Origin of the sequence: Kosakonia sp. (genome assembly GCF_032104925.1) — a bacterium.
Lineage (GTDB): Bacteria > Pseudomonadota > Gammaproteobacteria > Enterobacterales > Enterobacteriaceae > Kosakonia.
In genome coordinates this window covers 1-17,313 of the sequence record NZ_DAMCGF010000010.1, presented here as the reverse complement: position 1 = coordinate 17,313, position 17,313 = coordinate 1, and the positions used below count along the sequence as shown (strand labels likewise).

General features: G+C 54.9%; 18 protein-coding genes and 1 other annotated feature. Of the genes, 9 read left to right on the top strand and 9 right to left on the bottom strand.

Annotated elements, in window-relative coordinates; all coding sequences use genetic code 11:
* Positions 1–68: 68 nt before the first annotated feature.
* The 5 genes from RT644_RS17945 to RT644_RS17925 all read right to left on the bottom strand — a co-directional run bounded on the left by RT644_RS17945 (position 69) and on the right by RT644_RS17925 (position 3,394).
* Positions 69–2,123 carry a replication endonuclease gene (locus RT644_RS17945; RefSeq protein ID WP_313627408.1) on the bottom strand — a complete coding sequence of 685 codons (2,055 nt, stop codon included), beginning with the start codon at positions 2,121–2,123 and terminating at the stop codon, positions 69–71.
* Complete coding sequence (locus tag RT644_RS17940) at positions 2,124–2,345, bottom strand: TraR/DksA family transcriptional regulator (RefSeq protein ID WP_313627407.1); 222 nt, start codon at positions 2,343–2,345, stop codon at positions 2,124–2,126.
* Positions 2,345–2,572 (bottom strand): DUF2732 family protein, encoded by a 228-nt coding sequence (locus tag RT644_RS17935; RefSeq protein WP_020454777.1) that lies wholly within the window; start codon positions 2,570–2,572, stop codon positions 2,345–2,347. The genes RT644_RS17940 and RT644_RS17935 overlap by 1 nt, the downstream gene beginning before the upstream one ends.
* 67 nt (positions 2,573–2,639) lie before the next feature.
* Positions 2,640–2,978: a DUF5347 family protein gene (locus RT644_RS17930; RefSeq protein ID WP_160269070.1), complete on the bottom strand. Its 339-nt coding sequence runs from the start codon at positions 2,976–2,978 to the stop codon at positions 2,640–2,642.
* 38 nt (positions 2,979–3,016) lie between these two features.
* Positions 3,017–3,394, bottom strand: a complete 378-nt coding sequence (locus RT644_RS17925; RefSeq protein WP_313627406.1) for a hypothetical protein — start codon at positions 3,392–3,394, stop codon at positions 3,017–3,019.
* Between the two features lie 115 nt (positions 3,395–3,509).
* Between RT644_RS17925 and RT644_RS17920 the strand changes: the two genes are divergently transcribed.
* The 6 genes from RT644_RS17920 to RT644_RS17890 all read left to right on the top strand — a co-directional run bounded on the left by RT644_RS17920 (position 3,510) and on the right by RT644_RS17890 (position 9,835).
* A complete protein-coding gene (locus RT644_RS17920; protein WP_313627405.1) occupies positions 3,510–4,361 on the top strand; it encodes a phage repressor protein CI in 852 nt (283 codons plus the stop codon).
* 90 nt (positions 4,362–4,451) lie between these two features.
* A complete protein-coding gene (locus tag RT644_RS23660) occupies positions 4,452–5,084 on the top strand; it encodes a DUF2946 family protein (protein WP_409521881.1) in 633 nt (210 codons plus the stop codon).
* A gap of 63 nt (positions 5,085–5,147) precedes the next feature.
* Complete coding sequence (locus RT644_RS17905) at positions 5,148–6,509, top strand: PepSY-associated TM helix domain-containing protein (protein WP_313627404.1); 1,362 nt, start codon at positions 5,148–5,150, stop codon at positions 6,507–6,509.
* 183 nt (positions 6,510–6,692) lie between these two features.
* Complete coding sequence (gene aroF, locus RT644_RS17900; RefSeq protein ID WP_313627403.1) at positions 6,693–7,763, top strand: 3-deoxy-7-phosphoheptulonate synthase AroF; 1,071 nt, start codon at positions 6,693–6,695, stop codon at positions 7,761–7,763.
* Positions 7,764–7,772: 9 nt separating this feature from the next.
* Complete coding sequence (gene tyrA, locus RT644_RS17895) at positions 7,773–8,894, top strand: bifunctional chorismate mutase/prephenate dehydrogenase (RefSeq protein WP_160269080.1); 1,122 nt, start codon at positions 7,773–7,775, stop codon at positions 8,892–8,894.
* A 68-nt stretch (positions 8,895–8,962) separates the two neighbouring features.
* The gene (locus tag RT644_RS17890; RefSeq protein ID WP_313627402.1) at positions 8,963–9,835 is read left to right on the top strand and encodes an SMP-30/gluconolactonase/LRE family protein; all 873 of its coding nucleotides are present in this window, start codon (positions 8,963–8,965) and stop codon (positions 9,833–9,835) included.
* Here the strand turns inward: RT644_RS17890 and pheA are convergent.
* The 4 genes from pheA to bamD all read right to left on the bottom strand — a co-directional run bounded on the left by pheA (position 9,832) and on the right by bamD (position 12,602).
* A complete protein-coding gene (pheA, locus tag RT644_RS17885; RefSeq protein WP_020454769.1) occupies positions 9,832–10,992 on the bottom strand; it encodes a bifunctional chorismate mutase/prephenate dehydratase in 1,161 nt (386 codons plus the stop codon). The two genes, RT644_RS17890 and pheA, sit on opposite strands and share 4 nt — an antisense overlap.
* A 30-nt stretch (positions 10,993–11,022) precedes the next feature.
* Positions 11,023–11,148 (bottom strand) — a sequence feature (Phe leader region).
* Positions 11,097–11,147 (bottom strand): pheA operon leader peptide PheL, encoded by a 51-nt coding sequence (gene pheL, locus RT644_RS17880; protein WP_189660115.1) that lies wholly within the window; start codon positions 11,145–11,147, stop codon positions 11,097–11,099. (Overlaps the previous feature by 51 nt.)
* Positions 11,149–11,249: 101 nt before the next feature.
* Positions 11,250–11,588, bottom strand: a complete 339-nt coding sequence (raiA, locus tag RT644_RS17875) for a ribosome-associated translation inhibitor RaiA (RefSeq protein WP_044489450.1) — start codon at positions 11,586–11,588, stop codon at positions 11,250–11,252.
* Positions 11,589–11,864: 276 nt separating this feature from the next.
* Positions 11,865–12,602, bottom strand: a complete 738-nt coding sequence (bamD, locus tag RT644_RS17870; protein WP_020454767.1) for an outer membrane protein assembly factor BamD — start codon at positions 12,600–12,602, stop codon at positions 11,865–11,867.
* 131 nt (positions 12,603–12,733) lie between these two features.
* On the opposite strand from bamD, the gene rluD reads away from it, so the two are divergent.
* The 3 genes from rluD to clpB all read left to right on the top strand — a co-directional run bounded on the left by rluD (position 12,734) and on the right by clpB (position 17,145).
* Positions 12,734–13,714: a 23S rRNA pseudouridine(1911/1915/1917) synthase RluD gene (rluD, locus tag RT644_RS17865; RefSeq protein ID WP_017459962.1), complete on the top strand. Its 981-nt coding sequence runs from the start codon at positions 12,734–12,736 to the stop codon at positions 13,712–13,714.
* Positions 13,711–14,442, top strand: coding sequence for a purine nucleoside phosphorylase YfiH (yfiH, locus tag RT644_RS17860; RefSeq protein ID WP_313627401.1), 732 nt, complete (start codon positions 13,711–13,713; stop codon positions 14,440–14,442). Before rluD ends, yfiH begins: the two co-directional genes overlap by 4 nt.
* A gap of 129 nt (positions 14,443–14,571) precedes the next feature.
* Complete coding sequence (gene clpB / locus RT644_RS17855; RefSeq protein WP_020454765.1) at positions 14,572–17,145, top strand: ATP-dependent chaperone ClpB; 2,574 nt, start codon at positions 14,572–14,574, stop codon at positions 17,143–17,145.
* Positions 17,146–17,313 lie beyond the last annotated feature (168 nt).

Sequence of the window (17,313 nt, the reverse complement as noted above, 5' to 3'; positions counted from 1 at the left end):
CTCTCATGAATTTCTTGTACTGTATGTTTATACAGTATCATAGGCTGATTATTAATGGGAAGCGATAATTATTTGTTCCCATCACTATGTTGCTGATAAAGAAAACCATTATGGCTTTCTGCTCGCGCTTTAAACCCGGTGTTTCCAGCTATTTCCCTGCTACTCCTGCCAGTACAGCGCACGCTTTTTGGCGTACGTTTGCGCGCCTGCAGAATATCGCTGCGCAGCCAGGCGGTAAGTTGCCGACGCTGGCGGCGGTTTAACCGCTGATCGGGCTCGAAGGGCGTACAGTTATTGACAGAACTCCAAGAAAGGGCGGTCTCCGGCACGTTTTCCTGTGGGCGCTTTGGCACGATCTTCCACTTTTTCAGCCGCGTCAGCAGCGGCGATCCGCTTCCAGCCACGCTGTCATACACGCCGCGTACGCGCAGCGTCTCTTCGCCATACTGATTAAAATCGCCGTCTGCTTCATAAAGAGTGCGCACCTGCACCGCATCGCGTTTGACGAACGGCCCGCCTTGCGCGTTGACATAACCCGCCCAGTCGCCGCGGTCGGCGGCTTCATGCACCTGCGCAAACTCCACGCTCAATCCACGCGCGGCATCGTTATCGACCAGTTTGCGTAGCTCGCGGTAAACGGTGACCGGCGCGCCGCCAATAAACTGAAACTGGCGGATGCGCCAGCGTGCGGCCCAAGCGCAGACCGCGCAGGCGCTCTCTTTCAGCAATGCGCCGCTCTCAACGTCGGTTTCGCCGTCCAGCGCATAGCCGTCGATATTTTTCGCGATATATTTCGCCAGATAACCGGTCGCGCTGCCTTTTTGTGCATCAATGGTTTCGGCGTGAAAGCGTGCCTGTTGCGCTTTCGCGCTGGACAGCTCATGGCGGTCTTGCTGGCAGGCGAAATCTCCCAGGATCTCGCGCACGCGGGCAACCTCCTGCGGCTGCATAAACAGCAGCAGGTGCCAGTGCGGAGTGCCGTCGTGATGCGGCTCTGCCACGCGAATGCCGAAAACGCGCAGGCCGTTGCGGTGCAGCTTCGCGCGGATACGCGCCCACAACGTGGTGAAATACGCCTGGGTTTGCGCCGGGCTGGCGCCGTTCCATTTCCGGTTACGGTAGCCCGCGCGCGTTGTTGCGTGCCAGGCCGAGGGCGCGGTTAACGTGTAAAACTCGCCTGCGTAACCAAGGTTCTGGCAGATGGTTTCGAAACCGCGAAGGCGCGTCATCAGCTCACAGCGACGGATTGCCGGGTTGGCTACCGAGCGGTCGTGTTTATCAATAAGGCTAATGCGGTTTCCCTCTTCATCTTCCAGCTCCATGCTTTTAAGAAACTCGCGATTACGCCGTTTTTGCTCGCGCCAGGCAGTTACACACTGCGCGCTGGCGTAGGGCTGTTTTTTCTTGCTGACATTGCCGAGGGCAATGTGCAAATGTTCGCGCCACTGCACGGCGGCTTTGCGCAGATGCCCGCGCCACCACTGCTCGCTGAACAGGCGCATGATCGCCGGGGCGAGATCTTCCGCGCGGACGACTTTTTTCGTCACTCGCTGCCAGTGCGGGGGAGTGATGTTGAATTGCAAGGCGATGGTGCCCGCGTGCAGATACCAGCGATGCAGCGTTTTCAGCTCCGTTGCGCTTGTGTCGTCGTGCTCTGCCAGTTCACCGCGAATAAAATTGGCGATGTCCGCCGCCAGCCTGTCGACAGGGGCTTTGTTCATATCCGGCAACTGGTTGTAGCGAGTAAACAGCGAGACTAAGCGGTGCGCCAGCCCCTGCTGGATAACCGTATCAAAATGGCCGTTGAACACCGCTCTGGAGAGGCGCGGCTGTAAATGATCCAGTTGATAGCGTTGCGCCACCGCGTTGAGCCTCGGCAGCGTGCGGCGATAAAAATGCAACAGGAAAGCCTCCGCCCGCGCCCTACCGTGCTCTTTTTCTATCGTATCCGCAGCTCGGGTGAGTGAAACGCGCACGCACTCCGGCTGGAGCGCCAGTGCCTGACGCGCCTGCGACACCGCCGCAATATGGCGATTACGGCGATGCAGCTCAGCGTGAGTGAGCAAGGGGCTGGAGATAGCTGAACGCGGCGCATTCCACGGATAAGCCCAGGTGACAGACAATTAGCGTCTCCTGTAGTGCTTGTCTTTCAGTTCGGCGATCTGCTGGCAACAAACGCAACAGGTGACGCCGGGCAGCGCCATGCGCCGCGCTTGCGGGATAGGCGCATCGCAGCTTTCACAGGTCAGCCTTGAGGGTGCCAGCAGGCGATTGCGTGGATGCTGAATATGCCGCTCGCGTTCTTCCATCTCGCGTTGCTGGGCGAGATCCATTTCGTCGGCCATTAGTGCAGCTCCTGCGCCTGGTTGTCGATGTGGCTGGCTTCCTGGCGCAACAATTCAGCAGCATCATGCCATTCAAGGCGATGCGAACTGATGAATGTGGCCAGGGCGTCCAGACGGGCGGAGATAACCCCGGCGCAGCGCAGACGTTCATTGTTGCGCGCTTGCGCAAGCTGGAGCGCGAGAGCTTCCGGGCTGTGGTTCGGTGAATTGAAGGGGTGTTTTCTCATTGTGTTGCTCCTGAATTTGGGCAAGGGGATGCCCGACGGGTTGACGTCATTGTTGTGGATTTAGGGTTTACAGCGGCATGGTGAGCCGTTTCGGAAACTGGCTGACTACCGCGCGGAAATGGTTCATGGCGGCGATCACCGCCCGCTTCTCATCAAGCGTTAATGCGTGCGGGTTGAGCGCCTGGCGCGCGGCGGGCACTCTGGCAAGAAAGAAAATCGCCGCCAGCGCCCGGTTGTTCTCTTCTGCGTGTTCGTCACGCGGGTCGCGCAGATCGTCGATAAAGCGTGCTACGTCGCTCCAGTTATCGCCCCATAAACGACCGCGAAGCTCGGCGATATGGTTTAGCCCGCTTAGCCGCTCTGATGTGCTAAGCGGAACATGCATGACAGGGGATGTGATAGCCATAAGCTCTCCTGCGATAGTGTTGGCTTGCAAAAGCAAATTCAGCGTAACACCATGCCGAAAGGGTGTTTAACGCCGTGACGGCACTTTTCCTGTTGCGTAAAGGCAAAATGCCAGGCGCTGGCGTTCACCTGCGCGTCGCGCCATGTTGCGGTGTCGTGAAGGTCAGACTTGTAGCGGTTAAGTCGGTTCTGCGATATGAGCTCAGCGTATTGCTGATCTCTCTGACATTCGCGCTGGCTATGGATTGCCGAGGATGTTTTCTGGTTTGCTGGCGCGGACTTTGTTATGCGAATCGCGGCGTAGCATGCCGGAAAACGGGCAGTTATCTCAATGCTCACCCGGCTGTGGCAGCTACGTTTGGATCGCATTTGAGTAGCGGATTGCGGATGCGACGGCGTTGATTTTGCATCTGACATATCGCATTATCTCCTGTTGTTTAAAATGTACTGCGAAGCTGTGCTTTTTGGTCGATGCACAGCAATATAAATCGCAAATGCGATTGTGTAAATCACTTTTTCGATGTTGGTGTCCATGAGTGAAAACAAGATGAGTGTTCAGGATGTGATTGAGCGCATTGCCGCGTCCTATTCCGTCTCCAGCCAGAAAGCCCTCGCTGAGGCGCTGGATGTGCCGGCGAACAATATCAGCAGCTGGATCCAGCGCGATAGCGTGTCGTATAAAGCGGTGGTCAAATGCGCACTAGACACCGGCGCAGACCTGCACTGGCTGGTGACAGGTGAATTTGCAAATGCGAAATTGACGGATAAACCGGTGCCGAAGGGCAAAGCGCTGTACGACGAAATTTTGTCGACCGGCGGGCGTCCGGTGCTGCGCCGTATCCTTGATGCGTACGGGTTCGAGATGCAAAAAGAGCTGGGGGATTTACTGGATATCTCCTCCGGCACCATCAGCACCTGGGTGCGACGTGAGTTTTTCCCTGGCGATGTAGTGGTGACTTGTGCGCTGGATACCGGTGTCTCTTTAGGCTGGCTGGCGACGGGCAAAGGCGAAATGTATCCCGCTGCGTCCGCGGGCGCCGCGCAAAATGACGCGGCGCTGAGCATCCCGAAATTTCGCCATGAGTCTGGCGAGCTGAAAGAGGCGGGCGTCTGGTCGCTGGATCGCAGTCTCGCGCCAGCGTCTACCGACGGTTTGAATTTTATTGAAGGGCTAAATGCGGGCTGGCTGGTGGATACCCGTGCGCAAAAAATTGGCAACGGCCGCTGGTTTATCAGCATTGACGATACGTTGGATGTTTTTGATGTGGTGCGTCTGCCGGGCGGCAAAGTGCGCCTTACCAACGGTGCGGTGGATTTTGAGTGTGCGGTAGCGGAAATCGTGCCGTATGGCGTGGTGGTCTTTACGCTCGAGAAACATGTCTGAGCCGCTGGCGCTGAGTCTGCAGAAAAACGACAAGTAAATTAACTTTCTGGTGATGTTTAATTTACAATGCCGCTTCGACCGGGAGGGGAAGTGGTGAGGAACGTTTTTCATCAATACGCAGCACAACGCGCAGCCGCAGGGCTGGCGCTGTTTGCGATCTTGCTGATCCTCGTCGCGCCGCTGATTTCGGTCTCGCTGCAGCAAGACGCGATGAGCGCGATGCCCGGCATGCACCACGAGATGGGCATGCCGATGCACGCACATCACGATGTCGCATCGCAGCCGAATGAGATGAGCATGCCGATGCACTCACATCACGATGTTGCATCGCCGCCGAACGAGATGAGCATGCCGATACATGCACATCATGATGGCACATCACCGCCGAACGAGATGAGCATGCCAATGCATGCACATCTCGATGCCGCATCGCCGTCGAACGAGATGAGCATGCCGATGCGCGTACATCACGATGTCGCATCGCCGTCGATGTCGCGCCATCAACCTTCGCCGCAAAGTATGCCGCTTGATCACGCCGAGGCCTGTGGCTACTGCGTACTGCTGGCACATGTTCCCGGTCTTCTCTTCCTCGTTATTTTGCTCCTGCTCGGCCGTGTGCTGCGCATCTGCCTTGTCGTTGCCCGTCAGCCTGTTCAGCACTGGCACTTCTTTCCCTGGCTTTGTCCTGATACCCGCGCCCCGCCGCGCGTCTGCTTTTCCTGATCCTAAAAAAATGTCCGTTCGCCTGTGCGAAACGGCGACCTTTTGCTATTTCTGAGGAAAAGTATGACAACCTGCACTCCGCGTGCGGCGTGGCTCAGCGTGCTGCGACGCCTGCATTTTTACATTGGCCTGTTTGTCGGCCCGTTTATTTTTGTCGCCGCCCTGAGCGGCACGTTATATGTGGCGACGCCACAGCTGGAAAACTGGCTCTATCACGATGCGCTTTACGGTGTGGAAGGGGGAACGCGGCAGCCGCTCGCCGAACAGATTGCCGTTGCTGAACAGGTGACCGGCGGTCATTTGCGTCTGCATGCGGTGCGCCCTGGTCTTACCGGGAGTGACACTACCCGCGTGATGTTTGCTGACCCACAACTGGGCGCATCGGAGAACCGCGCGATATTTATCGATCCGGTGACGCTGCAAGTGAAAGGGGATATGACGGTCTACGGCACCAGTGGAATTTTGCCGCTGCGCCAGTGGATTGACTATTTCCACCGCTCGCTACTGCTGGGCGATGTGGGGCGTCTGTATAGCGAACTGGCGGCGTCCTGGATGTGGGTTGCCGCGCTTGGTGGTATTGCGCTGTGGTTTTTTACCCGCCCGAAACGGCGCATTAATAACGCTGTGCAAAATCATCGTCGCCTGCATGTCTCTTTAGGCTGGCTCCTGCTTATCGGGATGCTGCTGTTTTCCGCCACCGGTCTGACCTGGTCGCAGTGGGCGGGCGGCAATGTTGACAGTCTGCGTGCAGCGCTTGGCTGGATGACGCCGCAGGTTAATACGCAACTGCATGGTGTGCAGGAGATACACGATCCGCATGCGGAACACCATATGATGCATGAGGGGATGGCTATGCCGGATATGCAGCTGGACCGGGTGCAGTTCGATGAAGCGTTGCACAGTGCGCGGCAGGCCGGGATCGCCGCCGGCAAGCTGGAGATCCGCCCGCCACGCAGTGCGGATAAAGCCTGGACGGTAACCGAAATCGATCGCGGCTGGCCCACGCGTGTGGATACAGTGGCGATTGATGGCAGCACGATGACGGTGGTGGATCGCACAAGGTTTACGGACTTTCCGCTGATGGCGAAGCTGACCCGCTGGGGCGTTGATTTCCATATGGGCATTCTGTTTGGCCTGGCGAACCAGTTGCTGCTGATCGCCTTTGGCAGTGCGCTGTGCGTGATGATTGTGGTTGGTTACCGGCTGTGGTGGATCCGCCGCCCGGCCAGTGCCAACGCCAACCCGGCAAGTACGCTGCTGCACAATTGGCTGGCTTTACCACTGTCAGGACGGGTAATAAGCGCATTACTGGCGCTGTTGCTGGGGCTGGCGTTACCCGTCATGGGTGCCAGCTTGCTGCTGTTTATCCTCGTTGATGCTTTGCGCTGGAAACAACATGCCAGGCGCTGTGCCATAACGATGTAGTAGTAAAACGCCACTAAGTGTAAAAATATAATTACACTTAGTGGTGATTAAATGGCAATTAATTTGCCATTGTAAAATAATCGTTACGTTATGTGGATTGAAATCTTTACCGGCTATGGTATCGTTACGTCATCCTCACTTGAGGAACAACTATCGCAAACGAGCCATACAGGATTTTCGATCATGCAAAAAGACGCGCTGAACAACGTACATATTACCGATGAACAGGTGCTGATCACCCCGGATCAGTTGAAAGCGGCCTTCCCGTTGACTGCCGAGCAGGAAGCGCAAATTGCCCATTCCCGCCAGACCATTTCCAACATCATTGCCGGGCGCGATCCGCGTCTGCTGGTGGTCTGCGGTCCTTGCTCGATTCACGATCCTGAAGCCGCGATTGAATATGCCCGTCGATTTAAAGCCCTTGCCGCAGAGGTCAGCGATAGCCTCTATCTGGTGATGCGCGTCTATTTTGAAAAACCCCGGACCACCGTTGGCTGGAAGGGGCTGATTAACGATCCGCACATGGATGGCTCGTTTGATGTGGAAGCTGGCCTGAAGATTGCGCGTCGTCTGCTGGTTGAGCTGGTCAGTATGGGGCTGCCGCTGGCAACTGAAGCGCTGGATCCGAATAGCCCGCAGTTCCTTGGCGACCTGTTTAGCTGGTCGGCGATTGGTGCGCGAACCACTGAATCGCAGACGCACCGCGAAATGGCTTCAGGTTTATCAATGCCGGTTGGCTTCAAAAACGGCACCGATGGCAGCCTGGCGACCGCTATCAATGCGATGCGCGCCGCAGCCATGCCGCACCGCTTTGTGGGGATCAACCAGGCCGGCCAGGTCTGCCTGCTGCAAACCCAGGGCAACCCGGATGGACATGTGATCCTGCGCGGCGGTAAAGCGCCGAATTACAGCCCGGCGGATGTCGCGCAGTGTGAAAAAGAGATGGAACAGGCGGGACTGAGACCGTCGCTGATGGTAGATTGCAGCCATGGTAATTCCAATAAAGATTACCGTCGCCAGCCTGCCGTTGCTGAATCGGTGGTGGCGCAGATCAAAGATGGCAACCGTTCGATTACCGGTCTGATGATTGAGAGCAATATTCATGAAGGCAATCAATCTTCTGAGCAGCCGCGCTGCGAGATGAAGTACGGCGTTTCCGTGACCGATGCGTGCATCAGTTGGGAAGCGACCGAAGCGCTGCTGCGTGAAATCAATAACGATCTGCGTAACAGCCTGGCGGCGCGTTTTGCTTAAGAGGGTGTTATGGTTGCTGAACTGACCGCGCTGCGCGATCAAATTGATGAAGTTGACAAGGCGCTGCTGGATTTGCTGGCGCGCCGCCTGGAGCTGGTGGCGGAAGTTGGCGAAGTCAAAAGTAAATATGGCTTGCCAATTTATGTACCGGAGCGCGAAGCGACCATGCTGGCATCGCGTCGTAAAGAGGCTGAATCACTGGGTGTGCCGCCGGATCTGATTGAAGATGTGCTGCGCCGCGTCATGCGCGAATCCTACTCTAGTGAAAATGACAAAGGGTTTAAAACCCTGTGTCCGACGCTTCGCCCGGTGGTGATTGTTGGTGGCGGCGGGCAGATGGGGCAACTGTTTGCCAAAATGCTGACGCTCTCTGGCTACCAGGTGCGCATCCTTGAAAAAGAGGACTGGGCGCAGGCCGATGTGCTGCTGGCTGACGCGGGCATGGTGATTGTCAGCGTGCCTATTCACGTTACCGAGCAGGTGATCGGCAAACTGCCGACCTTGCCGGAGGACTGTATTCTGGTCGATCTGGCGTCGGTGAAAAGCGGCCCGTTACAGGCGATGCTGAGCGCGCATAAAGGGCCGGTGCTCGGGCTGCACCCGATGTTTGGCCCGGACAGCGGTAGCCTGGCTAAACAGGTGGTGGTCTGGTGTGATGGCCGACAGCCGGAAGCGTACCAGTGGTTCCTGGAGCAGATTCAGGTATGGGGCGCGCGTTTGCACCGCATTAGCGCCGTTGAGCACGACCAGAACATGGCCTTTATTCAGGCGCTGCGCCACTTCGCGACCTTCGCGTATGGTTTGCATCTGGCGGAAGAGAATGTTCAGCTCGAACAATTACTGGCGCTTTCCTCACCGATTTATCGCCTGGAACTGGCGATGGTCGGGCGCTTGTTTGCCCAGGATCCACAGTTGTACGCCGACATTATTATGTCGTCGTCCAGTAACCTGGCGCTGATTAAACGCTACTACCAGCGTTTTGGCGAAGCGATTGGCCTGCTGGAGCAGGGCGATAAGCAGGCGTTTATCGACAGCTTCCGCAAAGTTGAACACTGGTTTGGCGATTATGCGCAACGTTTCCAGAGCGAAAGCCGCGTGTTGTTACGCCAGGCCAACGACAGCCGCCCGTAAATAAAAAAGCCGTTTATACTGAAAAGCCAGTGGTTACCCGCTGGCTTTTTTCATTTAAGGGATGCGCAATGGTTGAGCTGCACACGCTGTTTGATTACACCGGGCATTTGCCGGAATGCCCCACCTGGAGCGACGCGGAGCAGGCGCTCTACTGGGCAGATATTATTGAAGGTGAGATCCACCGTTATCACTTATCGTCTGGCGAACATACGGTGCTGTCGTTTGCCGAAGAGGTTGGCTGCTTTGCGCTACGTGAGAAAGGCGGCTTTATCGTGGCGATGCGTAATGGCATCTGGCTGACGGATGCGCGCGGTTTGCTGCGACAAAAAGTGTGTGATAACCCTTCAAACCCGCAACTGGCGCGCTTTAACGATGGCGGCACCGATCATCTTGGCCGTTTTTATGCGGGCACATTCTGGGGGCCGGGCGATTATAACGGCGCGTTGCTGTTGCGCATTAATCATGACCTCACGCCCAAAGTGTTGCAGTGCGACATTCACGGTGCCAATGGTCTTGCCTTCAGCCACGATAAGCAGTGGATGTTCACCTCGGACACGCCGAACGCGGTGATTTACCGCACGCCGATTGATGAGCAGGGTGAGCCGGGTAAACGCGAGGTTTTCCGCCGCTTTAACGCCGGGGAAGGTATACCGGACGGGGCGGCGATGGATGTGGAAGGTTGCTACTGGAGCGCAATGTTTGATGGCTGGCGCATCGCGCGTTTTTCGCCGCAGGGTGAACAACTGGCAGAGTATCGCTTGCCGGTGCGTTGCCCGACGATGGTCTGTTTTGGTGGGCCTGATATGAAAACGCTGTTTATCACCACCACGCGGGAAAATATGACGGCGGACGAAGTGGCGCAATATCCGCTGTCGGGAGCGATCTTCACCCTGCCCGTGGCGGTGGCAGGGATGAAGAAACCGCTGTTTAAAGAGGTTTAAGCCGGGTCGACCGGCACCACATTTTCACTGGGGTAGCAACCGAGGACTTTCAGCGAACGCGCGGTGTCGGTGAGTTCGCGCAGCGCTTTTTGCATCTGCCCGGATTGCAAATTGGCCTGCACATCGATGTAGAACATCTCTTCCCACGGGTTGCCGTGGATCGGGCGCGATTCCAGTTTGGTCATGATCAAATTGTGGTTACGCAGCACCAGCAGGGCTTCAACCAGCGAGCCTGCTTGCTGGCCGGTTGCCATCAGCAGCGTAGTTTTTGCCGGAACCTGATCGGATACATCAATGGCTTTACGCGCCAGCACCACAAAGCGTGTGATGTTCTGCGTCTGGTTCGCCAGATTACGTTGCAGCACCTGCAAGCCATACAGCGCGCCACCGGCTTCGCTGCCCAGTGCCGCAACCTGCGGCGAATTCGCCTGCGCGACCTTTTCCATCGCGGCGGAAGTGCTTTCGCAATACTCAATTTTCCACTGTGGATAGCGGTTAATGAACTGGCTGCACTGCTGGAAAGGCTGCGGATGGCTGTAAACCGTGGTGATGTGTTCTAAATCAGTGGAGCCGGAAACCAGAATGCAATGGTCGATAGGCACCGTCAGTTCACCAACGATAGACAAACTGGTGTGCTGGAGCAGGTCGTAAACGTCGTTAATCGCCCCGGAGCTGGTGTTCTCCAGCGGCACCACCGCGTAATCGGCCTGACCCGTTTCCACCTGGCTGAAGATATCGTGAAATTTCAGGCAACCGCTTTCAATGAACTGCTCAAAATGGCGCGCCGCGTACTGACGGGCGGCCAGGTGTGAATAGGATCCTTTTGGCCCCAAAAAAGCGATGCGGGCAGAGTGCGGGTTGATTTTATTCAGATGCTGCTGGAGCAGGGCTTGCTGGGTGAGAACGGAATCTTCGATGATCAACTGAAACAGGCGGGTGATGTAGTGGGCATCCAGATGATGCGCTTTGCCGAGCTCTATCAAACGTTCGAGTAAATCACGTTCGCGATCGATATCGCGTACCGGACGGTGTGAATCCAGCTTGGCCTTGCCGACTTCAACAGAGAGCTGGCGGCGTTCGGCCAGCAGCGTCAGCAGCTGTTCATCCAGTGCGCTGATCTTTACGCGTAAATCCAGTAAGGGGTTTTCAGCCGTCATGTTGTTGCCTTTCGTCTTTAATTGTTATCAATAAAAAAGGCCTCCCGGTGTGGGAGGCCTTATTGTTCGTCTTCGCATTCTTTATCACAAAACGAATCGCCTCCCTAATTGGGGAAGGTAAAAAAGAATGCGAAGAAGAACGGAACAAGTTTCATGGAGTTTTCCTTTGTGTGACCGAAGTACAGTACCCGTACTGTTTTCGCTCTGTCAATAAAAAACGCGCCCGTGGGCGCGTTGGGATGGGCTCAATGTAGAGACTACTCTTCTTCTTCCTCAACGAAGCTTGTGTCTTTCACCGATGTTGCGGCGCGACGTGCTTCACCTTTGTGTTGCACTTTATTCAGCTGCCGTTCCAGCTTGTTAATCAAATCGTTGATGGCGGTATACATATCTTCATGTTTCGCACTGGCAACCAGTTGTCCGTTCGGTGTGTTGATGGTTGCATCGGCGATAAAGCCCTGCGGTTCTTTCGACAGGATGATATGCGGATTAATCAGTTGAGTTTGCCATTTATCCAGTTTGGCGAGACGGTCTGTGACATGCTGGCGGATTGCCGGAGTAATTTCCATTTGTTTACTGGTAATGTTCATTGTCATAAATTTTACCTCTTGTCTTTCCGTCTTGGTGATTTCAGCATACCGTCCACAATGTCAAAATGTGTGATTTAAATCACATTATTTTGTCACTTTTTGTCAATAAAAGGGTTTTGTGAGGCAGGGCAGGAAGAGGGCAAATTTACCTTGTCTACGCCATCATTAGCAGTCATAGTTGATAGGATGAATTGCGGCTAAACCGCTTTAGTGATAGATAAAATGAATAAAAAAAACGGCAGCCCGAAGGCTGCCGTTTTGTATTTCAGGCGATCAGGTCAATCAGGTTCGATTGCTGTTCGCCGCAATAATTTTCGCCACTTTATCCGCCTGTGCGTTGAGTTGCAGCTCGCGATAGGCTTTTTCCATCAGCGGCAGCGCGTCATGGGTCGCTTTTGTATCCGGGAAGTCACGCAGCATCCCTTCTACGCGGTTGGTTACTGCAACCCACGCACCGCGATCGGTGTAGTATTCCGCAACCGACAGTTCGTATTTCGACAGACGATCTTTCAGGAACACCAGTCGCCTGGTGGCGTCGGTGACGTACTGGCTGTTCGGGTAGCCGCGCACCAGTTTGGAGAAGTCTTTGAATGCGTCACGGGCGTGCGCCGGATCGCGATCGCTACGGTCTACGCCGAAGAACCCTTGCAGAGCACTGTCATCCAGCGCCATGTTGGTCAGCCCACGCATATACATTACATAATCAATGTTCGGGTGGGTTGGGTTCAGTCGAATAAAACGGTCAATCGCGGCTTGCGCCAGCGGCAGATCGGCATTTTTGTAGTACGCGTAGATCAGATCCAACTGCACTTGTTGTGAGTAAGGACCAAACGGATAACGATTATCCAGTGCTTCCAGTTGCGTTATTGCCGCCTTCCAGTTACCGTCTTGCAGCTTTTGCTGAGCTGTCGCGTAGATTTCGTTTGGCGGATTATCAGGTACTTCTTCCTTTGAACCGGAGCAACCTGTCAAAGCCAGACTCAACGTGGCGGCTGCCACCAGATATTTCAAGCGCGTCATGACGTTTAGACTTTCCTCAGAATGTTTACGCGGGAGATTCTTTATTCCTGCTCCCGACTAAGACCAGCTACAATAGCACACTATATTAAACGGCGAAGCCGTAAAACCCAACGTTAACGAAGAAGCTGTATATGGCACAACTGGTACAACTCACCGCAACGGTATCCGAAAACCAACTCGGTCAACGCTTAGATCAAGCTTTGGCCGAATTGTTCCCGGATTATTCACGTTCGCGCATAAAAGAATGGATTCTCGACCAGCGCGTGCTGGTCAACGGCGTTGTCAGCGACAAGCCGAAAGAGAAAGTGTTGGGTGGCGAACTCATTGCTATCAATGCGGAAATCGAAGAAGAAGCACGTTTTGAACCGCAGGATATTCCACTTAACATCGTCTATGAAGACGATGACATTATCGTCATTAACAAACCGCGCGACCTGGTTGTACACCCGGGCGCAGGTAACCCGGATGGCACTGTCCTTAACGCTCTGCTGCATTATTACCCGCCTATTGTGGATGTTCCGCGTGCAGGCATCGTCCACCGCCTGGATAAAGATACCACCGGTTTGATGGTAGTGGCGAAAACCGTACCCGCTCAGACGCGGCTGGTGGAGTCGCTGCAACTGCGAGAAATCACGCGTGAATACGAAGCGGTAGCGATTGGGCATATGACTTCTGGCGGCACGGTGGAAGAACCGATCAGCCGCCATCCGACCAAGCGTACCCATATGTCGGTGCACCCGATGGGCAAGCCGGCGGTGACACATTACCGCATTATGGAGCATTTCCGTGTGCATACGCGTCTGCGTCTGCGCCTGGAAACAGGCCGTACGCATCAGATTCGCGTACATATGGCGCATATCACTCACCCGCTGGTGGGTGATCAGCTCTATGGTGGTCGCCCGCGTCCGCCGAAAGGCGCATCGGACGAATTTATCGATGCACTGCGCAAGTTTGACCGCCAGGCGCTGCACGCCACTATGCTGCGCCTTTACCATCCTATCAGCGGTATTGAAATGGAATGGCATGCGCCAATTCCGCAAGATATGGTTGATTTGATTGATGCGATGCGCGCTGATTTTGAAACCCATAAGGACGATGTTGCCTGGTTATGACCAAACTGATCCTCCCGGACTGGCCGCTGCCGAAAGGTGTCGCGGCTTGTAGCTCGACGCGCGTCGGTGGTGTAAGCCTGCCACCTTACGATTCGCTGAATCTTGGCGCACACTGCGGTGACAATGCTGAGCATGTGGAAGAGAATCGCGCGCGCGTATTCGCGGCGGGCGGTTTGCCTTCGAAGCCGGTGTGGCTTGAACAGGTTCATGGCACTGACGTGCTCACACTTAGCGGTGGTCCTTATGCGTCGAAACGGGCGGATGCGTCATACAGCAACACACCCGGTACGGTCTGTGCGGTGATGACCGCAGACTGTTTACCGGTCTTGTTTTGTAACCAGGCGGGCACCGAAGTTGCTGCTGCTCACGCTGGCTGGCGGGGTTTATGTGCAGGTGTGCTGGAACAGACAGTTGCGAGTTTCGCCGATAAGCCGGAAAATCTGCTGGCGTGGCTGGGGCCAGCAATTGGGCCGCAAGCGTTTGAAGTCGGTGCAGAAGTTCGTGAAGCGTTCATGGGGCACGATCCGCAGGCCGACAGCGCTTTTCGTCCTCACGGTGAAAAATATTTTGCTGATATCTATCAGCTCGCACGCCAGCGTCTGGCGAGCGTAGGCGTCCGGCATGTGTTCGGCGGCGATTGCTGTACCTTCAGCGATAAGGATAATTTTTTCTCATACCGCCGGGACAAGACGACCGGGCGTATGGCAAGTTTCATTTGGCTGATATAACCTAAAGAATCAAGACGATCCAGTACGCGTAGGTTTTCTTTCGCATAATTCAGGTCATTCACCTTGAATAATTGAGGGATGACCTCATTTAATCTCCAGTAGCAATTTTGACCTGTTATGGGAGGAGTTATGCGTCTGGATCGTCTTACTAATAAATTCCAGCTTGCTCTCGCCGATGCCCAGTCGCTCGCACTCGGGCACGACAACCAGTTTATCGAACCTCTTCATTTAATGAGCGCCTTACTCAATCAGGAAGGCGGTTCGATTCATCCTTTATTAACCTCTGCTGGCGTGAACGCCGGCCAGTTACGCACAGCGATTGAACAAGCGCTGAGCCGCTTGCCGCAGGTGGAAGGCACCGGTGGCGACGTACAGCCTTCTCAGGATCTGGTACGTGTACTGAATCTTTGCGACAAGCTGGCGCAAAAGCGAGGTGACAACTTTATCTCGTCGGAACTTTTCGTTCTGGCTGCGCTTGAATCACGCGGTACGCTGACGGATTTGCTTAAAGCTGCTGGTGCGACAACGGCCAATGTGACCCAGGCGATTGAACAAATGCGTGGGGGAGAGAACGTGAACGATCAGGGGGCCGAAGACCAACGTCAGGCCTTGAAAAAATTTACCGTCGATCTGACTGAGCGCGCCGAACAAGGCAAGCTCGATCCGGTTATCGGTCGTGACGAAGAGATTCGTCGTACGATCCAGGTACTGCAACGGCGTACCAAAAATAACCCGGTGCTGATTGGTGAACCGGGCGTCGGTAAAACCGCGATTGTCGAAGGGCTGGCGCAGCGTATTGTTAACGGCGAAGTGCCGGAAGGGCTGAAAGGCCGCCGTGTACTGGCGCTGGATATGGGCGCACTGGTTGCCGGTGCAAAATATCGCGGTGAGTTTGAAGAGCGTTTAAAAGGTGTGCTGAACGACCTGGCGAAACAGGAAGGCAACGTCATTCTGTTTATTGACGAGCTGCATACGATGGTCGGTGCCGGTAAAGCCGATGGTGCAATGGATGCGGGCAACATGCTGAAACCTGCGCTAGCGCGCGGTGAGTTGCACTGTGTGGGGGCTACGACGCTGGATGAGTATCGCCAGTATATAGAGAAAGATGCGGCTCTCGAACGCCGTTTCCAGAAAGTGCTGGTGGCCGAGCCTACGGTGGAAGACACCATTGCGATTCTGCGTGGGCTGAAAGAGCGTTATGAACTGCATCATCACGTGCAAATTACCGACCCGGCAATTGTTGCGGCGGCAACGCTGTCGCATCGCTACATCGCCGATCGTCAGCTGCCGGATAAAGCCATCGACTTGATTGATGAAGCCGCGTCCAGCATTCGTATGCAGATTGACTCGAAACCGGAAGAACTCGACCGGCTCGATCGCCGTATCATCCAGCTCAAGCTGGAGCAGCGGGCGCTGATGAAAGAGTCCGATGAGGCCAGTCTCAAGCGGCTCGAAATGCTGAATGAAGAGCTGGAAGATAAAGAGCGCCAGTACTCATCATTAGAAGAAGAGTGGAAAGCGGAAAAAGCCTCCCTCTCCGGAACCCAAACCATCAAGTCGGAACTGGAGCAGGCCAAAATTGCCATGGAGCAAGCGCGTCGTAATGGTGATTTGGGACGCATGTCGGAACTTCAGTACGGGAAAATCCCGGAACTTGAAAAACAGCTGGCTGCCGCAACTCAGGCCGAGGGTAAAACCATGCGCCTGCTGCGTAACCGTGTGACCGATGCCGAAATTGCAGAGGTGTTGGCGCGCTGGACTGGCATCCCGGTAGCGAGAATGATGGAAGGCGAGCGCGAAAAATTACTGCGCATGGAGCATGACCTCCATCATCGTGTAATCGGTCAGGATGAAGCTGTCGAAGCCGTTTCTAACGCTATTCGCCGTAGCCGCGCAGGGCTGTCGGATCCGAATCGTCCGATCGGTTCGTTCCTGTTCCTTGGCCCAACTGGGGTGGGTAAAACCGAACTGTGTAAGTCTCTGGCAAACTTTATGTTCGACAGCGACGATGCAATGGTGCGTATCGACATGTCGGAATTTATGGAGAAACACTCCGTTTCGCGTCTTGTCGGTGCGCCTCCGGGATATGTTGGCTATGAAGAGGGTGGTTATCTGACAGAAGCGGTTCGCCGTCGCCCTTATTCCGTTATTCTGCTGGATGAAGTAGAGAAAGCGCATCCGGATGTGTTCAACATTTTGTTGCAGGTACTGGATGATGGTCGTCTGACAGACGGACAAGGCAGAACGGTTGATTTCCGTAATACGGTCGTCATTATGACTTCCAACCTGGGGTCTGATTTGATCCAGGAGCGTTTTGGCGATCTGGATTACAGCCACATGAAAGAGCTGGTGTTAGGTGTGGTAAGCCAGAATTTCCGTCCGGAATTCATCAACCGTATTGATGAAGTGGTAGTGTTCCATCCGTTGGGTGAAAAGCACATTGCGTCTATTGCGCAGATCCAGTTGCAGCGTTTGTATAAGCGCCTGGAAGAGCGTGGTTATGCGGTAAGCATTTCCGACGACGCGCTGAAACTGCTCAGCGCAAACGGGTACGATCCGGTGTATGGTGCGCGTCCACTAAAACGCGCTATTCAACAGCAGATTGAAAACCCGCTGGCGCAGCAGATTCTTTCGGGTGAGCTGATTCCGGGCAAACCGGTGCAGCTCGTAGTGAAAGATGAGCGCATTGTGGCAGTGCAGTAAGTCACAAAAGAAGAAAACGAGCCCTTTCGGGCTCGTTTTTGTTTGAAAACCAGGCAAAAATTTAACTTCTCAGTGTAATTCGCCTGAAAAATGAGCGAACGGTTACTTTTTTCAAATTAGGGGTTGTCAGCGGGAATTAACTCCCTATAATGCGCCTCCACTGACACG

What these genes read in the sequence shown, in the direction of transcription:
- RT644_RS17940 (WP_313627407.1), bottom strand. Translation starts at nt 2,345, where the DNA reads ATGGCCGACGAAATGGATCTCGCCCAGCAACGCGAGATGGAAGAACGC.
- RT644_RS17935 (WP_020454777.1), bottom strand. Translation starts at nt 2,572, where the DNA reads ATGAGAAAACACCCCTTCAATTCACCGAACCACAGCCCGGAAGCTCTC.
- RT644_RS17930 (WP_160269070.1), bottom strand. Translation starts at nt 2,978, where the DNA reads ATGGCTATCACATCCCCTGTCATGCATGTTCCGCTTAGCACATCAGAG.
- RT644_RS17925 (WP_313627406.1), bottom strand. Translation starts at nt 3,394, where the DNA reads ATGTCAGATGCAAAATCAACGCCGTCGCATCCGCAATCCGCTACTCAA.
- RT644_RS17920 (WP_313627405.1), top strand. Translation starts at nt 3,510, where the DNA reads ATGAGTGAAAACAAGATGAGTGTTCAGGATGTGATTGAGCGCATTGCC.
- RT644_RS17905 (WP_313627404.1), top strand. Translation starts at nt 5,148, where the DNA reads ATGACAACCTGCACTCCGCGTGCGGCGTGGCTCAGCGTGCTGCGACGC.
- aroF (WP_313627403.1), top strand. Translation starts at nt 6,693, where the DNA reads ATGCAAAAAGACGCGCTGAACAACGTACATATTACCGATGAACAGGTG.
- tyrA (WP_160269080.1), top strand. Translation starts at nt 7,773, where the DNA reads ATGGTTGCTGAACTGACCGCGCTGCGCGATCAAATTGATGAAGTTGAC.
- RT644_RS17890 (WP_313627402.1), top strand. Translation starts at nt 8,963, where the DNA reads ATGGTTGAGCTGCACACGCTGTTTGATTACACCGGGCATTTGCCGGAA.
- pheA (WP_020454769.1), bottom strand. Translation starts at nt 10,992, where the DNA reads ATGACGGCTGAAAACCCCTTACTGGATTTACGCGTAAAGATCAGCGCA.
- raiA (WP_044489450.1), bottom strand. Translation starts at nt 11,588, where the DNA reads ATGACAATGAACATTACCAGTAAACAAATGGAAATTACTCCGGCAATC.
- bamD (WP_020454767.1), bottom strand. Translation starts at nt 12,602, where the DNA reads ATGACGCGCTTGAAATATCTGGTGGCAGCCGCCACGTTGAGTCTGGCT.
- rluD (WP_017459962.1), top strand. Translation starts at nt 12,734, where the DNA reads ATGGCACAACTGGTACAACTCACCGCAACGGTATCCGAAAACCAACTC.
- yfiH (WP_313627401.1), top strand. Translation starts at nt 13,711, where the DNA reads ATGACCAAACTGATCCTCCCGGACTGGCCGCTGCCGAAAGGTGTCGCG.
- clpB (WP_020454765.1), top strand. Translation starts at nt 14,572, where the DNA reads ATGCGTCTGGATCGTCTTACTAATAAATTCCAGCTTGCTCTCGCCGAT.